Origin of the sequence: Algibacter sp. (assembly GCF_049667265.1) — a bacterium.
Taxonomy (GTDB): Bacteria; Bacteroidota; Bacteroidia; order Flavobacteriales; family Flavobacteriaceae; genus Algibacter_B.
In genome coordinates, this window is the sequence record NZ_JBATHX010000039.1 from 1 (window position 1) to 18,746 (window position 18,746).

The window sequence follows — 18,746 nt, forward strand, 5'->3', positions numbered from 1 at the left end:
GTTATAGGCGGGTAGTGGATAGGTCTTAAAATTGAATTTCCGTTATGGATGTAATTATCAAAATACGTTTCTTGCAATCCTAAATGCAACGCTAAAGCACGCAAAACATACTTGGCCGTTTTTTCAAGCATTCTATAGGTTTCTTTGCCTGTTTTATTAAAATCAGCAAGTTCATTAACCATAACATTTTCAGGATATTCAGCTTTAAGTGCGTCGTTATTTTCAACATACTGTCCAAAATGCCAAAACTCCTTTAAATCGCCTTCTTTTTTACCTTTTGCGCTTTCTTTTCCAAAGGATACATAGCCACGTTGTCCACCAATACCTGGAATTTCATATTTCCGTTTAGTTTCTGTTGGTAAACTAAAAAAGTTTTTAACTTCTTTATACAAATTATCTACTAAAGCATCATCTAAAAAATGACCTTTAAGGGCCACAAAACCAATTTCTTCGTAAGCCTTCCCAATGGCATCAACAAAGTTTTGTTTTCTAACAGGATCATCCGAAAGAAAATCTTTTAAATTAACACTTGGTATCGTTTTCATAATCTTAATTTTTAATTGCAAGTAACACAAATGTACGAAAACATTCAAAGTTATTAATACTGTGATATGCTCAATTTTTTAATAAATAAAGACTAATTATAGTATATTTGATAGTGAAACAAGCATTTTTTTATGAACCTATCAAATTCTTTATCCAGTATAAAATATTTAATTGGAACTTTAGATGAAGCAACATTACTTTCATTGTATCGGAATGTATTAAAATCTAGGCTGATAGAAGAGAAAATGCTTATTTTATTGCGTCAAGGTAAAATTAGTAAGTGGTTTTCTGGTATCGGTCAAGAAGCTATTTCAGTTGGTGTCACCATGGCCATGCAAAGGGACGAATATATTTTGCCAATGCATAGAAATTTGGGAGTTTTTACGACTAGAAATATTCCATTATACAGGCTATTTAGCCAATGGCAAGGCAAAGCTTCGGGGTTTACAAAAGGACGAGACAGGTCTTTTCATTTTGGAACACAGCAATATAAAATTGTGGGTATGATTTCGCATTTAGGACCACAATTAGGTGTGGCAGATGGCATAGCATTAGCTTCTAAATTAAATAACAAAAATCAAGTTACAGCTGTATTTACAGGTGAAGGCGCTACCAGCGAAGGCGATTTTCACGAAGCATTAAATGTCGCATCCGTTTGGCAATTACCAGTTTTGTTTTGTGTGGAAAACAATGGCTATGGCTTGTCAACACCAACAAATGAGCAGTATCGATGCGAAAATATTGCTGATAGAGGTTTGGGTTACGGCATGGAATCGCACATAATTGATGGTAATAATATTGTTGAAGTTTACACGAAGGTTTCTGAGTTAGCAGAATCCATTCGAAAAAACCCGAGACCTATTTTATTGGAATTTAAAACGTTTAGAATGCGTGGGCATGAAGAGGCTAGTGGTACAAAATATGTGCCGCAGGACCTAATGGATACTTGGGCAGAAAAAGATCCACTAATAAATTTTCAGGCTTTTTTAAAAGAAAATAATGTGATTAGTGAAGCTGATGAAGTTACGATTAAGGAAGCTATTGTACATGAAATTAATGAGCATTTAGAAGTCGCTTTCGCCGAAGAAGATATTACTCCAAATGAAACTGAAGAATTAAATGATGTATACCAAGTATTTAAATATCAGCATGTTGATACAAATTCAGAGTTAAAAGAAATTCGATTTATTGACGCTATTTCTGATGGTTTAAAACAAAGCATGCAACACCATTCCGATTTAGTAATCATGGGTCAAGATATTGCTGAATATGGTGGCGCATTTAAAATTACAGAAGGTTTTGTAGAGCAATTTGGAAAAGACCGTATTAGAAATACGCCTATTTGTGAATCGGCAATTGTGGAAGCGGCTATGGGATTATCCATTGCTGGAATTAAAAGTGTTGTTGAAATGCAATTTGCAGACTTTGTAAGTTCTGGTTTTAATCCTGTGGTGAATTATTTGGCAAAATCCTTTTACAGATGGAGCCAAAATGCCGATGTCGTAATAAGAATGCCCTGTGGTGGTGGCGTGGCTGCAGGGCCGTTTCATTCACAAACAAACGAGGCGTGGTTTACAAAAACTCCGGGTTTAAAAGTGGTTTATCCAGCCTTTCCTTATGATGCAAAAGGCTTGTTGAATACCGCTATTAACGACCCTAATCCGGTGTTATTTTTTGAGCATAAAGGCTTGTACAGAAGTATTCGTCAAGAAGTTCCTGTTGATTATTACACCTTGCCTTTTGGTAAGGCATCCGTTTTAAGAACCGGAAAAGATATTACCATCATTTCTTATGGCGCTGCAATTCATTGGGTTTTAGAAACTTTGGATAACAATCCTGATATTTCAGCCGATGTGATCGATTTACGAACGCTTCAACCATTGGATGTTGACACCATTTATAATTCCGTTAAAAAAACAGGAAAAGCCATTATTCTTCAAGAAGATTCGCTTTTTGGTGGTATTGCAAGCGATATTTCAGCAGGTATTATGGAGCATTGTTTCAAATATCTGGATGCGCCGGTTAAACGTGTAGCTAGTATGGAAACACCCATTCCTTTTGCCAGTCAATTGGAACAACAATATCTTCCTAAAAATAGATTTGAAGCAGACTTGAAAGCGCTTTTAGCCTACTAATGGTCAATATTTAAATGCCCTAATCTTAAAGGCAGTTATAAAGCTTAATCAGGCATTGTTTTATTTATTCTTATATTTAAGAAGCTAAAAAATGTATGTTTTGAAAAATCTACTATTTCTATTTGTTTTAATGCTTTTCAACTGTAAAAATGCAGATGAAAAATTAGCAGAGAACTATATTTGGGATTCCATGCATGTCACTTCAACCGCCTATAACTCTTTAGAATATCAAACAGATTCAGATCCACATATTACTGCTTTTGGCGATAGTTTAAAACCAGGTTTAAAATATATTGCTGTTTCCAGAGATTTACGACGACTCGGATTAAAGCGCAATACACCAGTTAGAATTGAAGGTTTAGAAGGCATTTATTTAGTAAAAGATAAGATGCACTCTAAATGGGAAAAGCGCATTGATGTTTATATGGGTGTAGATGTAAAAGCCGCAAAAAAGTGGGGAAGAAAGCGTGTTTGTATTGAGTTTGGCGTTCCAAAGGATTAATTTTTTCTTAAATTAAAAATAATTGAGCCATTAAGTTTGCCGCCAAAATAGCTCAATCATTTAAAAATTAATTATTTAGTTTCTGCTTCCGAAAGTATAAACGGATAGGCGTCTCTAGCTTGTTTCTCTTCCGTACTTGTTAACCGATCAGAAGCTTTTCCAATAACGTTTAAACTATAGGATTGACGCAATTCGTAATAGGCTTTTGTTATTTCATTTTGAACAGCAACATAGGTTTTATAGGATGTTTGTTGCCCATTTTGCAATGAAACAATCGCTTTTTTAGGATTATCAGAAGATTTTGCATCCTGAAAACCATGGCAATAATTGCAACTTTCGTCGCCATTATTATCTAAAAACGATTTGGTGAGATCTTTTAAATTTGCCAAAGGAATAATGTCATTTTCCATCATGACTTCATCGCTATTATTAATTACAATTCGTAATATATTGCGTTCATTCACATCACTTGTGCAATCCATTCCAGGAGGGCAATCTCTGGGAAGCAGTCTATTAATACCTTCATCGGAAGATATGGTAGCAGTTACTAAAAAGAAAATGAGTAATAAAAATGCGATGTCTGCCATAGACCCTGCATTTACTTCAGGTACTAATTTTGAGTTTCTCATAATTATAGATTTATATGTTAATGTGTTGATTAACTCTCAAAAACAGTACCGAGATTGTAAATGCTTAATGACAGAAAAATTTAAAAAATGAAATTTCATCAACCTTTTAGTGATATTTTTTATTTTAGGAACAATATTTGTTAAACCATTATTAAATAATAGGATTAACGAGGTTGTTTTTAATAGAAAGAAATATATTTGAACAATTAAACGACCTCAATCCAAATTAAAATTATATCAGATTGATGAAACCTTATGTAATCTTACTTTTTCTACTAACATTCTCGCTATCTACTCAAGCACAATTAGATAGTAAAGAGAAATCTGTTGCTATTCCTGTTGAAGAGAGCAAAAAGGATACACCAGATATAAGTCCATTAACACCATCAAAACCTATAGAAAATGAGAATGCTTTTGGAATGAATAGACCAAAAGTGGCTCCAAATCTTGATGCGCCTAAAAAGGATTTTTCAATGTATCCAGAAGAAGAATTTGGAAATCCAGGGGAATTGTATTCAAAAAAACTAGAAAAAAAGGAAAAGGAATTATTACCTGAAGGACATGGTTTAAATTCTGGTTTGAAAGAAGATGCTTTTTGGGGTGATTATAAAACAACTTCTGAATATGTTCATATTTTGGTAAGAGATTATTCTGAGGTTGATGGCGATTTATTGCGTATTTATGTAAATGACGAAATTATCAGGTCAGACATTTATTTAAATCAAAGTTATAGTGGTTTAAAATTGGACTTAGTGGAAGGCATAAATAAAATAGATTTTTATGCTATAAATACTGGTTTTTACGGACCAAATACTGCCGAATACAAAGTTGTTGATGATAAAACAAAGATTATTTCGCGTAAAGTTTGGGCGTTAGCTGCTGGCGTTAGAGTGACTTTAATAATTGTTAAGGAATAGATTGCCTAATTATTCCCTCAATCAAAGTCAACTCCTGTTCAGAAAAATCTAAACAATCCAAAGCTTTTACATTTTCTTTTAGTTGATTAGAAGAACTTGCACCAACTAAAACCGAAGCCACTTGCGGTTGTCTTAATATCCACGCAATTGCCATTTGCGATAATTTTTGTCCGCGTTTTTCAGCAATAGTATTCAGCCTTTGAATCTTATTAATATTAGCATTTACTGTTTCAGCATTTAAAAATACAGACTCATTTCCTGCTCTAGAGTTTTCAGGAATCCCTTTTAAATATCTATCCGTCAACATACCTTGCGCAAGTGGGGAAAAGGCAATACAACCCACACCATTTACTTCTAAAGTATCTAAAAGCCCATCTTCAACCCAACGATCGAACATAGAATAGCGCACCTGATTCAAAATAAAAGGCACTTTTAATTCCATTAAAAGTTTAGCCGCTTTTTTGGTTTCTTCTGGTCCATAATTTGAAATACCAGCATATAAGGCTTTTCCTTGACGCACAATATCAGCCAGAGCACCCATAGTTTCTTCAAGAGGCGTATTTGGATCTGGTCTGTGATGATAGAAAATATCCACATAATCTAATCCCATGCGCTTTAAACTTTGGTCAAGGCTAGAAATTAAAAATTTCCTTGAACCAAAATCACCATAAGGTCCTGGCCACATGCCATATCCTGCTTTTGTGGCTATAAATAATTCGTCTCTGTAAGGTTTAAAATCTTGTTTAAAAATAGTTCCAAAATTGGTTTCTGCCGACCCTGGAGGCGGTCCGTAATTATTTGCTAAATCAAAATGAGTTATCCCTAAATCGAAAGCCGTTCTTAAAATAGACCTGCCATTATTAATATCATCAACAAACCCGAAATTATGCCATAACCCAATAGAAATAGCAGGTAAAAGCACACCACTTTTCCCGGAACGTTTGTAAGTCATATTTTCATATCTAGCTTCTTTGGCTATATATTTAGTTTCTTCAGATTTGTTTTTGCTTTTCATGTTATCAATTTAAGTAAACAAATTTATAAATTCATTTTAATTCAATTATAATATTTTAGAATTCTATTTTATCATATTCAAAAGTATTGTTATTCAGGAGGTTAAATATTTATTTTTATAATGATTTATTTAGTAAACATTAATTTTTTTAAAACTGTTAATATTTAGTTGAATAATTTCACGGTAATCATGATTAAGAAACCCTTTAAAGGTGTTATTTTTGCACGTTGCAAAATGTAAAGTATGTCCACAAAAGCAGAATTAGAATTAGAAGAAAGAGCAGAAGGTAAAAGTTTATACAGTTACCAAAAGGGAGCGATCGATAAAATTTTTACAGCTTTTGAGGAATCACCAGATGATTACCACTTATTATACCAATTACCAACTGGTGGCGGTAAAACCGTTATTTTTTCAGAAATAGTTAGGCAGTATTTAAAAAATCACAAAAAGAAGGTGTTGGTAATGACTCACCGAATTGAGTTATGTAAGCAAACATCAAACATGCTTACAGAATTTGGTGTACATAACAAAGTTGTAGATAGTAAGGCCGATTTAAGTGATCAAGCAGATTATAGCTGTTTTGTTGCCATGGTTGAAACTTTGAATAACAGATTAAACGATGATAAACTTGACATTTCTGATATTGGATTAGTTATTATTGATGAGGCACACTATAATTCCTTTACAAAATTATTCAAATTTTTTAGTCAATCGTTTATTTTAGGAGTGACGGCAACACCTTTAAGTTCGAGTATTGAATTACCAATGACGGATAATTACGATGAATTAATTGTTGGTGAAAGTATAGAATCGCTTATTGAAAATGGCTTTTTAGCACGTGCTGAAATGTTTACTTATAACGTAGGCTTAACCTCTTTAGTTGTTGGTGCAAATGGTGATTACACGGTGAAATCATCAGAAGACTTATACACAGATAACGATATGTTATCCAAGCTAATACAAGCTTATGAAGAACGCGCAAAAGGTAAAAAGACATTAATTTTTAATAATGGAATTAATACGTCATTACACGTGTATGATACTTTTAGGAGAGCCGGTTATCCAGTAGCACATTTAGATAACACAAATACCAAAAAGGAACGTGCCATGATTTTAAAGTGGTTCAAGAAAACACCTGATGCTATTTTAAGTTCTGTAAGTATATTAACAACTGGATTTGATGAGCCCACGGTTGATACCATTATTTTAAACAGAGCAACAAAATCGTTAACGCTTTACTACCAAATGATTGGTCGTGGATCGCGTATTTTAAAAGATAAAAAAACGTTTTCAGTTATCGATTTAGGTAACAACTTCCATAGGTTTGGGCCTTGGGGCGATGGTTTAGATTGGCAACGTATATTTAAATCGCCAACGTATTATTTAGATTCTATTTTAAGTGATGATGAATTAGAAAGCAATTTTAGATATGAAATGCCTGATGCCTTACGTGCAGAATTTGCAAAATCTGAAGATGTACATTTCGATATTCAAAAAACCTATGTTGATTCTATCAGAAATGGCGAATCATCAAAAGTAGTTTTAGAGCGCTCGATAGAGCAACACGGTAAAATTTGTATTGAAAACAGCGAAGATGTTTATGATGCGCTAGCCTTAGCCAAACAACTTGGTGACGATATCGATTTTAGAATACAACGCTACACAAAATGTATTAGTAAAAGTACCTACAACTTTGTGGAATGGCTAAAAGGGGATTATAAGAAGAAATTAAATTCTTATTTGCGCTCTAATTTCGATGAAGTTTTTGAACAGATTCATGGGTTTCCGCCAGAGGATTAGTATTTCGTAACTATTTTTTTGAGTTTTAAGCTGTTATATTACTAATGGCTTATAGTTGTTTATTTGAATTTGTAGAAATATTCTGCTAAATTTGTTAAAATAGTTGATTAGACCATTGATTAAAGGAAACAAAATTAATATTTCATGAGAAAAATAATAGTATTGCTTATTCTTATTCCATTGCTTTCGTATAACTCAAGTAAAGTTGAGAAAAATATTGTTGGAAAATGGAAAGGTGAAGATGAAAAAAACCAGATTGGTTACATGACTTTTGATGATGAGGGATTCGCAACGTCTGAAATAGAAGGGAAAATCGTTGGTGGCAAAGAATTTGAGATGAATGGTAAAAAAGGCTCTATGACTTATTCTGTCAATTTTGACGAAAAACCTATTCAAATTGATTTAATATTAACGTTGTTGGAAACAAAAGAACAAATGAGTATGCTTTTAATAGCTAAATTTCAAGAGGAAGATGTTATGATAATTGCTAGTAATTTTAATGAAACTAGACCTATTGATTTTAGTCCTGACAATTCTATTACGCTTCATCGTACTAATTAAGAATGTGATTTTTATTGCAACTTAATTCATTTTAATATAATCTATAAGTATAAAACTAACAAACACTTGCGTTAGGGATTGAACGGTCTGTTTGAGCTCGCCGACGATAGGAGGAAGCGAGTAGTGAAAGCCCGACCCTTGTGGTAACCTGCCTGCCGGCAGGCAGGCGCCCAAATACTTATTTTAACGTCTTTTAGGTTAATATTTTACCTAAAAACTAATATTGAGTTGTTTATTTTAACATGATGAAAATAAGGCGTATCTTTACGGTCAAATAATCCAAATAAAACCCAGTAGGAGTACTAAACTATGGCAAAATCGCAAGTTACATTTAACAAAATTGAAAAAGAAAAAAAACGCTTAAAGAAGAGAGAGGAAAAGCAAAAGAAGAAAGAGGCTAGAAAAGCTGAAGCTAAAGAAAACCCACAAGGAATTCAGTTTGCTTATGTTGATTTTAATGGCAATTTAACGGATACACCGCCAGACCCAGCTATGCGCGAAAAGGTTGAGGCAGAGAGTATTGAGTTAGGGATCCCGAAGAAAGAGGATAGAGAAGAAGAGGAGCCAGCAAACAAAGAAGGAAAAGTATCGTTCTTTGACCATTCTAAAGGTTTTGGTTTTATTTTAGATAGTATAAACCAAGAGAAATATTTTGTGCATGTTAGTGGTTTACTTGATGATATTGAGGAAAACGACAAAGTAACTTACGAGCTTGAACGTGGGCAAAAGGGTATGAATGCGGTTAGAGTAAAAAAGATTTAATTTTTTCAATTAATACCCTATTTTTTTTATGTCCTTAAGATTTCATACGCTTGAAGAGGATGAAGAATACATAAATCTACAAACAGAATTAGTTAGACTACAACAACACATTAAGGCTACCAACCAGCGTGTACTTATTTTATTTGAAGGTAGGGATACGGCAGGTAAAGGTGGTGCTATTATGCGTTTTATTCGGTTTTTAAATCCGCGTCTTTTTAAAGTTGTAGCACTTTCAAAACCTACTGAAAAGGAAAGTGGCCAATGGTACTTCCAACGGTACATTGAACATTTGCCTGGTCCTGGTGAAATGGTTTTGTTTGACCGTAGTTGGTATAATCGATCGGTAGTTGAGCCGGTTATGGGATTTTGTAATAATAAGCAATACAATTTATTTAATAATCAAGTGGTTCAGTTAGAACAATTACTTGTTGAAGATGGGATTCATCTTTTCAAGTTTTGGTTCTCTATTAACGCAGAAGAGCAAAAAAGGCGTTTGGAAGAACGTGTTCACAATCCGCTAAAACAATGGAAATTGAGTAGTGTGGATGTGGAAGCTCAATCTAAATGGGAAGACTTTACCAAATATAAGGAAGCCATGTTTAAAAAAACAGGCAAACCAAATGCACCTTGGATTGTTATAAATGGAAACGAAAGAGACGTGGCCAGAAAAGAGGTTATTAGGTATGTTGTTAATAGGCTTAATTATGACAAAAAAGGTGATACTGGAGAACGTTTAGAGCTTGATAAAACTATTGTTTCTGAGGTTTTTGATGCCAAAAGTCTTAAAGCATGTTTAGCTAAATAAACCTATTTTCTACCGCATTTACTTCGCATTTTTACTTTACCTTTGATTATGGCATTACCAAAAAAAACCATTTTAATTTTACTTGCGTTTTTTGCTGTGTATGTTATTTGGGGAGCTACCTATATGCTTAACAAAATTGCGGTTTCACAATTACCTCCATTTTTTCTAGCTTCTGTCCGATTTCTGGTTGCAAGTGTTATCATTTTTATTATTGCAAAATCATTGGGTATTAGCCTTGCTATAAAAAAAAGACAGCTTATAAATACTAGTGTTGCGGGCTTACTGTTTTTAACTTTAGGTAATGGCTTGGCGGTTTTAGCGCTAAAATACATTGATAGTGGTTTTGCAGCTTTAGAAATTTCATCGCAACCTTTGGTAGTGCTTATTATGATGCGGTTTTTACATGGAAAAAAAATTAAAGCGATGTCTTACATTGGCGTAGTTTTAGGCTTTATTGGGATTTTTTTATTGGTAAGTCAGAATGAAATTATCAATAAAGAAGGGCAGATTTTAGGCATGGTACTTATTTTTTTCTGCATGCTTTGTTGGGCTTATGCGAGCATTTTTGTTGGTAAGGCAGAATTACCAAAAAATCATTTTGTAAATACAGGTTACCAAATGCTTACTGGAGGCATCATGCTTGGTATTGTTAGTTTGTGTTTGAATGAACCGTGGTCGTTACCAAACACCTGGCGGCCAGATGTGCAATGGTCTATGTTAGGTCTAATTTTATTTGGTAGTATCGTTGCTTTTACGGCGTTTAACTTTCTTTTAAAGGAAGTTTCGCCTGAAAAAGTAGCAACATCAACTTATGTTAACCCTATTATTGCTTTAATTTTAGGCTGGTGGATATTGGATGAGTTTATTTCTTTACAATCTATTTTTGCAGCTGCAATTTTACTAACCGGTGTGTATTTTATAAATACCAAACGCGTTTTTAAACCTAGAAGTATTGGACGTTAAACAAGCCATAAAATTCATGCTTATAAGCACATTAGCGTTTGCTTGTATGAATGCGATAGTAAAACATTTAACAGATATTGGTGCCTTTCAAATCGTGTTTTTCAGATCTGTAAGTTCGTTGTTTTTTACCTTTGGATATCTATTTAAAAATAAAATTCCCATTCTTGGCAATAATAGGAAGTTGTTGGTTTTAAGAGGGTTAGTAGGTGTTATTTCAATGACTTTATTCTTTATGTCCACCAAATATTTACCTATTGGGACGGCAGTTTCATTACGCTATATGGCACCCATATTTGCTGCCGTTTTTGCTATTTTCTTCTTAAAGGAAAAAATAAAACCTTTTCAATGGTTATTCTTCATCATGGCTTTTGCAGGTGTTATTGTTTTAAAGGGTTTTGATGCTGATTTAGATGTTTACGGACTCATATTAATTTTTATATCAGCCATTTTTAGTGGTCTCGTTTATATTGTAATTAGCAAAATTGGTAAAGGCGATCACCCTGTGGTTGTGGTTAACTATTTTATGGTTATTTCTACTATATTGGGTGGTTTATTATCTATTGGTAATTGGGTTAACCCAGTTGGTTTACAATGGCCTATGCTTTTAGGTTTGGGTTTATTTGGTTATTTCGGGCAAGTTTATATGACAAAAGCCTTCCAGATTGCTGCTACGAACCAAGTGGCGCCTTTAAAATATTTAGAAGTGATATTTACATTATTATTAGGCGTGCTATTGTTTAGCGAAATTTATACCCTTTATAGCCTTTTAGGTATTGCCATGATAATTTGCGGATTAGTTTTAAACGCCCTTTATAAAGGTAAAAAATAGTTATTCTTAGAATTATAAAAGGGTTATAATTTGTAATTTCGCCCAAATTGATAATGAAAACCTTATTTAATGTCTTTCAAAACCAAAGTTAATATTTATAGAAGAAAAATAATGCGCAGTATTACCAAAAACATTGGTAGTGCTTATTCTGAACCTAAAAAGGGTGAAATTAATTTTTCTGATATAAAGCGGGTTTTAATTATTAGACCGAACCATCGTTTAGGAAATCAATTATTACTAACACCACTAGTTCAAGAGGTTATTAATTTGTTCTCAAATTGTGAAATCGATTTATTTGTAAAAGGTGGTGTTGCACATCCCGTTTTTGAAAACTATAAGGAAATAAACAACATTATTAAACTCCCTAAAAAGCCTTTCAATAACTTGTTTCAATATGCTAAAAGTTGGATTTCTATAAAGCAGAAATCGTACGATTTGGTTATTAATGGCGACAAAAACTCATCTTCGGGTCGCTTGTTAACTCAAATGTCAAAAGCAAAAATTAAGGTTTTTGGTGATGTGAATGAAGCCATCCAATCGACTTATACAGACCACGAGCATATTTCGAAATATCCTATTTATAATTTACGTAATTACTTGGCTAAATTAGGATTATCCAATGAGAACAAAAGTATTCCTGTTTTAGACATAAAGCTTAATGAAGCAGAAATAGCCAACGGGAAAAACATTCTAAATGGGATTATAAAAAACGATAAAAAAACAATTTGTATTTATACGAATGCTACGGGAGATAAATGTTATTCTGAAGCATGGTGGGAAACTTTTTATAGCCGATTAAAAACAGAATACCCAAACCATAATATTATTGAAATGCTTCCTATTGAGAACATTTCGAAAATTAACTTTCAAGCACCTCATTTTTATAGCAAAGACCTGAGAGAAATGGGAGCCATAATTCATAACACAAGTATTTTTATTGCTGCGGACAATGGCGTTATGCACTTAGCAAGCGCTTCTTTAACGCCTTGTGTTGGATTCTTTTCGGTTACCAACCCAAACATTTATGGGCCGTATGGAAATGGGAGCGTGGCGCTTCATACGGACAAAACTAGTATGGATGATTGGATTAAGGCAATAAGTAATATTCTTAAATAGTGTATTTTAAGTAGTAAATATTAATACTGCCAAAAAAAAGATACCTCTTTAAATGGCATGTATTTCATCTATTAATCGAAAATAATCAGGGTTCAATCGAGTTTATTGTTTAAAAAGTAGTCTAGTTAATTAATTTTGAGGGAATTAAAAAACTCCCCAAATGAAAAAATTAATGACCCTACTTAGTTTAGCCATTATGTTTATTGGCTTAAACGCACTTCAAGCCCAAGAAGCTGATTTTAGTTCAGCAAACTTCAAAAAGCGCAGTCCTATTTACGATTACTCGGAAAAGCAACTTAATAACGTTGATACCATTCCTGATTATGTTTCACAATCTCAAAAACTAAAAATAACAGGAACCATTTATGAAAGTGATGGACTTACTCCAGCAAAAAATGTGATGTTATTTATTCATCAAACTAATGAAAACGGTGATTTCGAACTAAAAAGACAAAACAAAAAACGCTATATTCATCATAGAGGTTGGATAAAAACTGATGCTGATGGCAAATACACTTTTTATACGTTTATTCCAGGGAAATATCTATATAGTAATGAGTTGCAACAAATTCTTCCTATTATAAAAGAACCTAATAAACCAGAATATAAAATTGAAACATTTCTTTTTGATGATGACCCACTATTAACTGGTAAATGCCGCACAAAGGTTGAAGAAACAAACCCAAATAGAATTTTGAAACTCAATAAAAAAGAAGGTTTGTTTGAAGCTAAAAGAGACATTGTTCTTGGAAAAGAAGAAACGGAGACCTACTAAAATTATAAGCCAATTACTGCTATAATTATTTCTAATAAAATAAGTTAAATATTTTGCTTTAAAATCTATTTCAAAGCTATAAATTTGCAATCTTAATTTTAGAATGAAACATAAAGTAATTGATTCTAAATCGCTAAAAAGAAACATTCCTTAATTAAGAATTTAATAAAGCTCTCTTATATCGAGAGCTTTTTTTATGCACTATTTTTCAATTATTTATAATTAAAAACTTCATTTTTTTTACACTTTTATTTTCATAAAAAATTGTTCCATAAATGATGGATATCATTGTGTAACCCTCTTATTTATTTTAAAATTATAGGACAAATTTTTTTATAAACTAAATAAGTAAATTATGAAACGAATTATTACTTTACTGCTAATTATTCTTGTTTCAAATCCTGTTATTGGGCAAATAACAAAACAAAATGAACAAGAGTTAGAAAACTTACAGAACTTCAAAATTTTTAAATCTTCAAGTAAACTTCAAAAAAAGGTTAAAGATTTTAAATTTAGCACCAACAAGGTTAATTATACTAAATCAACTGCTGACGATAAAAAAACCTTAGACAGCGTTGTAAACAAAGAGTGGGACGATGATTATAACATTTGGAGAAATGATTTAAAACAGAGTTTCATTTATGATGGTGAACATGTGGATACAGGGTTTATTTCTTTTTGGGATACTGACACCAATAATTGGGAGGATTATATAAACATTGAATATGATTTCGATGATTATGGCAATGTAATTTTAGAGATAAGATCCGTTCAAACCTCACCAAATGTTTGGGTTTTAGACAGTAAAACCGAATACACATACATTGATGATTCTAGTAATCCTCATAGATTAATCCTTGAAGAAACTTTTAGTAGGGAGGATACCGAATGGGTCAAAACCTTAAAATATGATTTTACCTATGACAATTCTAACACATTTGTAATATTAGAAGTCGAATCAATTTGGGATACAAATGAATGGGTAGAAATACATCAAGATGAATATTTTTATTCAAACGGATTATTAGATTATGAAATTAACTACAATTATAGTTTTAGTTCAAGTCAAATGGAGCAATACTCAAAATCTGAATATTCTTGGGGATCGCCTTATATTGAAACCGTATACTATTATGATTCAGAAGAAGATGATTGGGTTAAAGAATCAAAATATGAATATGAGTACACAACGTTAAGTGGTTCAATTATTCAAGTAACAAAAGAAACAGGTTTCACATGGGATGGCTCAGAATGGAAAAATTATTACTTGGATGATTATAAATATGATTCAGAAGGAAACCGAACAACAGCCTCTTATTATGAATGGATTGAGGATTCTGAGGGTTCTGGCACATGGTATGAATATTCTAGAGATAAGTTTGTTTTTGACTATGACTATAGTTTTCAAGACGATTTAATTGGACCATTTAACTATGCTGAATCAGCGGAAGACACCTTTTTTGCATTTAATAATATGGTAATTGCTTTTTTGGAATATGAATATATAAATGATATTTGGGTTGAATCTTATAAAACAATTTTTTATTATTCAGATTATAACAACCAATTGAGTGTTAAGGATAAATTACTCGCCGATGCTGTTCGTGTTTATCCAAATCCAGCAACTGATTTTTTAACTATTGATTCAAAAATTCCAATTTTAGGGGTAGAGGTTTACAACATTTTGGGTGAAAAAATTATGGATGTCCGTTCAAATTTTAATTCAATACCACTTTCAAATATTTCAAATGGTATTTATATTTTTAAAATCCAATCGGAAAATGGCGTATTGATAAAAAGAATAATTAATAAATAGCCAGTTTATCCAATTAAAACTATTATGGTTAAAACATAATAAATTTAAGGTTTAAATCAGCAAATGATACTATTACCACGGAGGAATAGTATTATTTTGCTGATTTATTTTTAGAATTAATTACTTCCTTGAAAGCTATATTAAATGTCTTTTTCAAAAACCCTTTTTTTAACCTATTTTTGCAATCAAATTAAACAGAGGCAATATTTAGAATTATTTAAGCCTAATAAAAAAGTAAAGATGATTAAGAATCTTATTAATAAATTATTTAACCGCAATAATGAAACAAGTTCTAAAACGGAAAAGGGAACAAATGAAGGAACGGTTAAGTTTTTCAATTATAAAAAGGGGTATGGTTTTATAACCATTAAAGGGTCTGGTGAAGAAATATTTGTGCATACAAAAAATGTAATCGGAAAAATTAGAGATAAAAACAAAGTAACCTTCAATATCGAAGAAAGCCCAAAAGGCCAAATTGCTACTAATGTTCGAGCCAAAAAGTAAGCAACATTTAAAACGTCGTAAAAGGATGTTTTTTTTGTTTTTACTTGGTATTAATTATTTGAAAGGCTAAAAAAAAATAATTACAATGGCAAATAACATTAAAAATCAGCAGGATATTTTAGACAAATTAAATATTCAGGCATTAAACCCTATGCAGGAGGAAGCCATTCCAATAATTGAAGAGGCCACTAATACCATATTATTATCTCCCACAGGAACTGGAAAAACACTTGCGTTTTCATTACCGTTATTAAAAGTTTTAAATCCCGAATCTACCGAGGTTCAGGCGCTAATAATTGTGCCTTCCAGAGAACTAGCTATTCAAATAGAACAAGTTATTCGATCCATGGGTTCTGGCTATAAAGTGAATGCGGTTTATGGTGGCAGACCCATGTCTAAAGATAAAATTGAAATTAAGCACAATCCTGCCATTTTAATAGGGACTCCTGGAAGAATTCTAGATCATTTTGAGGCTGATCGTTTTTCAAAATCAAGCATAAAAACATTGATATTGGATGAGTTTGATAAGTCTTTAGAAGATGGATTTGAAGACGAAATGAAAGCTATAATAGGTCAATTGCCAGTTATAAATAAACGTATACTAACTTCGGCAACACACGGTGTTAAAGTTCCAGGTTTTGTGAGGTTAGACAAACCCATAATAATTGATTATTTAAAAGAAAAAGTAGCCTCCAAACTTACCATTAAAACCGTTATTTCTCGCGATAAAAACGTACTAGAAACTTTATTAAAGCTAATTGAACACATTGGCAATGAACAGGGAATTATTTTCTGTAATTTACGAGATAGTATTGATGTAATAAGCAATTTTTTAAAGCGAAAAAAAGTGAGCCATTCATGTTTTTCTGGTGGCATGGAACAAAAAGATAGGGAGCGTTCTTTAATTACATTCAGAAATGGCACATCGCAAATTTTATTAGCCACAGATTTGGCTGCAAGAGGTATAGACGTTCCAGAATTAAATTATATTATACATTACGAACTACCGCGCCATAAAGAAGAATTTATTCATAGAAATGGTAGAACCGCGAGAATGAATGCGCAAGGAACGGCCTATATCTTAAAATGGCAAGACCAACTTTTACCTGATTTTATTCAGAATGTAAAGGGAATAAATATTGATAAAAAGGCAGCTCACAAACCTCAATATTGGGAGACTTTATTTATTTCTGGAGGCAGAAAAGATAAAATCTCTAAAGGTGATATTGCCGGTCTATTTTTCAAACAAGGCGGTATTAATAAAGATGAATTAGGCACTATTGAATTAAAACAAGATTGTGCATTTGTGGCTATTCCACTAGCTAAAGCAAATGATTTAGTTAGCAAATTGAATGATTCAAGATTGAAAAAGAAAAAGGTTCGAGTAACTAAATTATAGTTATTAAAATTTAGTTGCTTTTAAAATCATTTGGTTTGATTTTTACATGTACTTTTGCGCGCTCAAAATACAAGGTATGAAGCGCATAAATGAATACAAAAAACTCTTTGGAGTAGAAAACAAAGTCGAATTAAAGGCTTTAAAAAGTAGTTACCGTAATTTAGTAAAGGAATGGCATCCTGATAAATTTCAAAACGGAGACCCTTTGCAAGATGAGGCAGAATTCAATAGTAGAAAAATTATTGATGGGTATCACTTTTTGGTAAGCATTGCACCAGAAACCATTGAAGCTAATTTACCAGCATATACTGAAACTATTAATAACTCTGGAATTGCCGATTTTCAACATAAGGGCTTATTGTTAGAAATTACGTTTCTTGATGGCACTACATACGAGTATTTTGGAGTTACCAAACCAGTTTATATTAAAATGATAAATAGTAATAAACTTAACCGTTTTGCTAAACGTTCTATTTATCCTAATTATACTTACAGAAAGGTTAAACGCGCTATGGAAACCGCGTAAACCTTATTTCAATATTGAAAATTGATGTTTTCAAAAATTAAAACCCCGTCGTTATTGATGGGTTTTTTTTTGATTATCATTTAATTTAAAAAACAGGGGTGAAGTTGTTGTTTTTAAGAATATAAAAGCAAAAACACACCAACCATAATACCAAATAAAGGCACTAATTTCTTTCGTTTATTTTGTTCTTTAAATATGAGTCCGCCCACAACTACAGCAATTAGTATTTGACTACGTTTAATTGCTGAAAGTAACATAATTAAGGCATCGGGATCTTGCAAGGCTTTAAAATAGAAATAATCAGCGGCTTGCAATAAAATACCAACAGCAATAATAGACCATCGGAATTTAAAGGCCTTTCTTTTTTCAGCAAACGGAAACCAGGTTATAGATAAAATAACTAATAAAATTAGAATAGTATATAAGCAAAACCAAAACTGGAGTGTTTGTGGGTTTAAAGTTAAACTCTGAATTAAAAATTTATCATACAAACCACTTGAAGCACCTAAAAAAGTAGCACCTATAATGGCATACACCCATTTATTTCTTTTAAAACTTATGCCTTCTTTTTTACCAATTTTAGAATATAAAAACACCGAAAAAATTATTAAAAAGAAGCCAATCCATTGGTTAAAATTAGGACGCTCGTTATAAATTACAATAGCCCCAATAAACGTAAAAAACGGCCCAGCAGATCGTATTGGCGTAACAATAGTAATGGGTAAATGCTTCAATGCTTGATATGCTAAAAGCCAAGAGCTAGCCATAATAGCCGATTTTATTAAAATAAAACCATGCGTTTGCCAGGAAATTTTTTGGAAATTATAACCATTAGCTATGGCATAATCTGGATAAAACATGGATAACGAATAAAACGCAGCAACAAATAAAAAGCCAGTAGTAACGGTACCTAAAAGTACAGGAAAAACCTCATTACCCTGCACGGCATGTTTTTTACATAAATTATGCAACCCTAAAAATAAAGCCGCTAAAAGTCCAAGGTACATCCACATAATGCGCGCGAAGATATAGGAATTCACATTGGATAAACAAAAATATTGCGGTATAGATGTATTCTATAATTTTGAAAAAACTATTTTTTCTAACGAATATATAATCAAACCCTACGCTTATTGATTGAAACTG

Annotated in this window: 19 protein-coding genes; 15 read left to right on the forward strand and 4 right to left on the reverse strand. The window is 32.3% G+C overall.

The window, feature by feature from the left end:
• Nucleotides 1-545: isopenicillin N synthase family dioxygenase (locus WBN21_RS01165; RefSeq protein WP_424197479.1), on the reverse strand; the 545-nt coding region annotated here is incomplete at its 3' end.
• A 132-nt stretch (nt 546-677) separates the two neighbouring features.
• Here WBN21_RS01165 and WBN21_RS01170 point away from each other — a divergent pair.
• Both WBN21_RS01170 and WBN21_RS01175 read left to right on the forward strand, forming a co-directional pair.
• Nucleotides 678-2,681: an alpha-ketoacid dehydrogenase subunit alpha/beta gene (locus WBN21_RS01170; RefSeq protein WP_424197480.1), complete on the forward strand. Its 2,004-nt coding sequence runs from the start codon at nt 678-680 to the stop codon at nt 2,679-2,681.
• 91 nt (nt 2,682-2,772) lie between these two features.
• Complete coding sequence (locus tag WBN21_RS01175) at nt 2,773-3,183, forward strand: 3D domain-containing protein (protein WP_424197481.1); 411 nt, start codon at nt 2,773-2,775, stop codon at nt 3,181-3,183.
• A 71-nt stretch (nt 3,184-3,254) separates the two neighbouring features.
• Here WBN21_RS01175 and WBN21_RS01180 read toward each other — a convergent pair whose 3' ends face one another.
• Nucleotides 3,255-3,812, reverse strand: a complete 558-nt coding sequence (locus WBN21_RS01180; protein ID WP_424197482.1) for an ExbD/TolR family protein — start codon at nt 3,810-3,812, stop codon at nt 3,255-3,257.
• 245 nt (nt 3,813-4,057) lie between these two features.
• On the opposite strand from WBN21_RS01180, the gene WBN21_RS01185 reads away from it, so the two are divergent.
• Nucleotides 4,058-4,729, forward strand: a complete 672-nt coding sequence (locus WBN21_RS01185; protein WP_424197483.1) for a hypothetical protein — start codon at nt 4,058-4,060, stop codon at nt 4,727-4,729.
• On the opposite strand, the gene mgrA is transcribed toward WBN21_RS01185, so the two are convergent.
• On the reverse strand, nt 4,719-5,744 hold the full coding sequence (gene mgrA / locus WBN21_RS01190) for an L-glyceraldehyde 3-phosphate reductase (RefSeq protein ID WP_424197484.1): 1,026 nt from the start codon (nt 5,742-5,744) through the stop codon (nt 4,719-4,721). The genes WBN21_RS01185 and mgrA overlap by 11 nt on opposite strands.
• Before the next feature lie 243 nt (nt 5,745-5,987).
• Here mgrA and WBN21_RS01195 point away from each other — a divergent pair, with 243 nt between their 5' ends.
• The 12 genes from WBN21_RS01195 to WBN21_RS01250 all read left to right on the forward strand — a co-directional run bounded on the left by WBN21_RS01195 (nt 5,988) and on the right by WBN21_RS01250 (nt 17,600).
• Nucleotides 5,988-7,544, forward strand: a complete 1,557-nt coding sequence (locus tag WBN21_RS01195) for a DEAD/DEAH box helicase (protein ID WP_424197485.1) — start codon at nt 5,988-5,990, stop codon at nt 7,542-7,544.
• Nucleotides 7,545-7,688: 144 nt separating this feature from the next.
• The gene (locus tag WBN21_RS01200; RefSeq protein WP_424197486.1) at nt 7,689-8,105 is read left to right on the forward strand and encodes a hypothetical protein; all 417 of its coding nucleotides are present in this window, start codon (nt 7,689-7,691) and stop codon (nt 8,103-8,105) included.
• A 309-nt stretch (nt 8,106-8,414) separates the two neighbouring features.
• Complete coding sequence (locus WBN21_RS01205) at nt 8,415-8,867, forward strand: cold-shock protein (RefSeq protein ID WP_424197487.1); 453 nt, start codon at nt 8,415-8,417, stop codon at nt 8,865-8,867.
• Nucleotides 8,868-8,895: 28 nt separating this feature from the next.
• Nucleotides 8,896-9,672 carry a polyphosphate kinase 2 gene (ppk2, locus tag WBN21_RS01210; RefSeq protein ID WP_424197488.1) on the forward strand — a complete coding sequence of 259 codons (777 nt, stop codon included), beginning with the start codon at nt 8,896-8,898 and terminating at the stop codon, nt 9,670-9,672.
• Nucleotides 9,673-9,720: 48 nt separating this feature from the next.
• Entirely contained in the window at nt 9,721-10,635 is a 915-nt protein-coding gene (locus WBN21_RS01215; RefSeq protein ID WP_424197489.1) for an EamA family transporter, read from the forward strand.
• 16 nt (nt 10,636-10,651) lie between these two features.
• Nucleotides 10,652-11,464, forward strand: coding sequence for a DMT family transporter (locus WBN21_RS01220; protein ID WP_424197496.1), 813 nt, complete (start codon nt 10,652-10,654; stop codon nt 11,462-11,464).
• A 69-nt stretch (nt 11,465-11,533) separates the two neighbouring features.
• Nucleotides 11,534-12,580: a glycosyltransferase family 9 protein gene (locus WBN21_RS01225; protein WP_424197490.1), complete on the forward strand. Its 1,047-nt coding sequence runs from the start codon at nt 11,534-11,536 to the stop codon at nt 12,578-12,580.
• 160 nt (nt 12,581-12,740) lie between these two features.
• On the forward strand, nt 12,741-13,355 hold the full coding sequence (locus WBN21_RS01230; RefSeq protein ID WP_424197491.1) for a hypothetical protein: 615 nt from the start codon (nt 12,741-12,743) through the stop codon (nt 13,353-13,355).
• Between the two features lie 355 nt (nt 13,356-13,710).
• Nucleotides 13,711-15,171 carry a T9SS type A sorting domain-containing protein gene (locus WBN21_RS01235; protein ID WP_424197492.1) on the forward strand — a complete coding sequence of 487 codons (1,461 nt, stop codon included), beginning with the start codon at nt 13,711-13,713 and terminating at the stop codon, nt 15,169-15,171.
• 240 nt (nt 15,172-15,411) lie between these two features.
• Complete coding sequence (locus tag WBN21_RS01240) at nt 15,412-15,675, forward strand: cold-shock protein (protein ID WP_424197493.1); 264 nt, start codon at nt 15,412-15,414, stop codon at nt 15,673-15,675.
• 85 nt (nt 15,676-15,760) lie between these two features.
• Entirely contained in the window at nt 15,761-17,074 is a 1,314-nt protein-coding gene (locus WBN21_RS01245; protein ID WP_424197494.1) for a DEAD/DEAH box helicase, read from the forward strand.
• Nucleotides 17,075-17,150: 76 nt separating this feature from the next.
• Nucleotides 17,151-17,600, forward strand: coding sequence for a KTSC domain-containing protein (locus WBN21_RS01250; protein ID WP_424197495.1), 450 nt, complete (start codon nt 17,151-17,153; stop codon nt 17,598-17,600).
• 113 nt (nt 17,601-17,713) lie between these two features.
• On the opposite strand, the gene WBN21_RS01255 is transcribed toward WBN21_RS01250, so the two are convergent.
• The gene (locus WBN21_RS01255; protein ID WP_424197497.1) at nt 17,714-18,613 is read right to left on the reverse strand and encodes an EamA family transporter; all 900 of its coding nucleotides are present in this window, start codon (nt 18,611-18,613) and stop codon (nt 17,714-17,716) included.
• Nucleotides 18,614-18,746 lie beyond the last annotated feature (133 nt).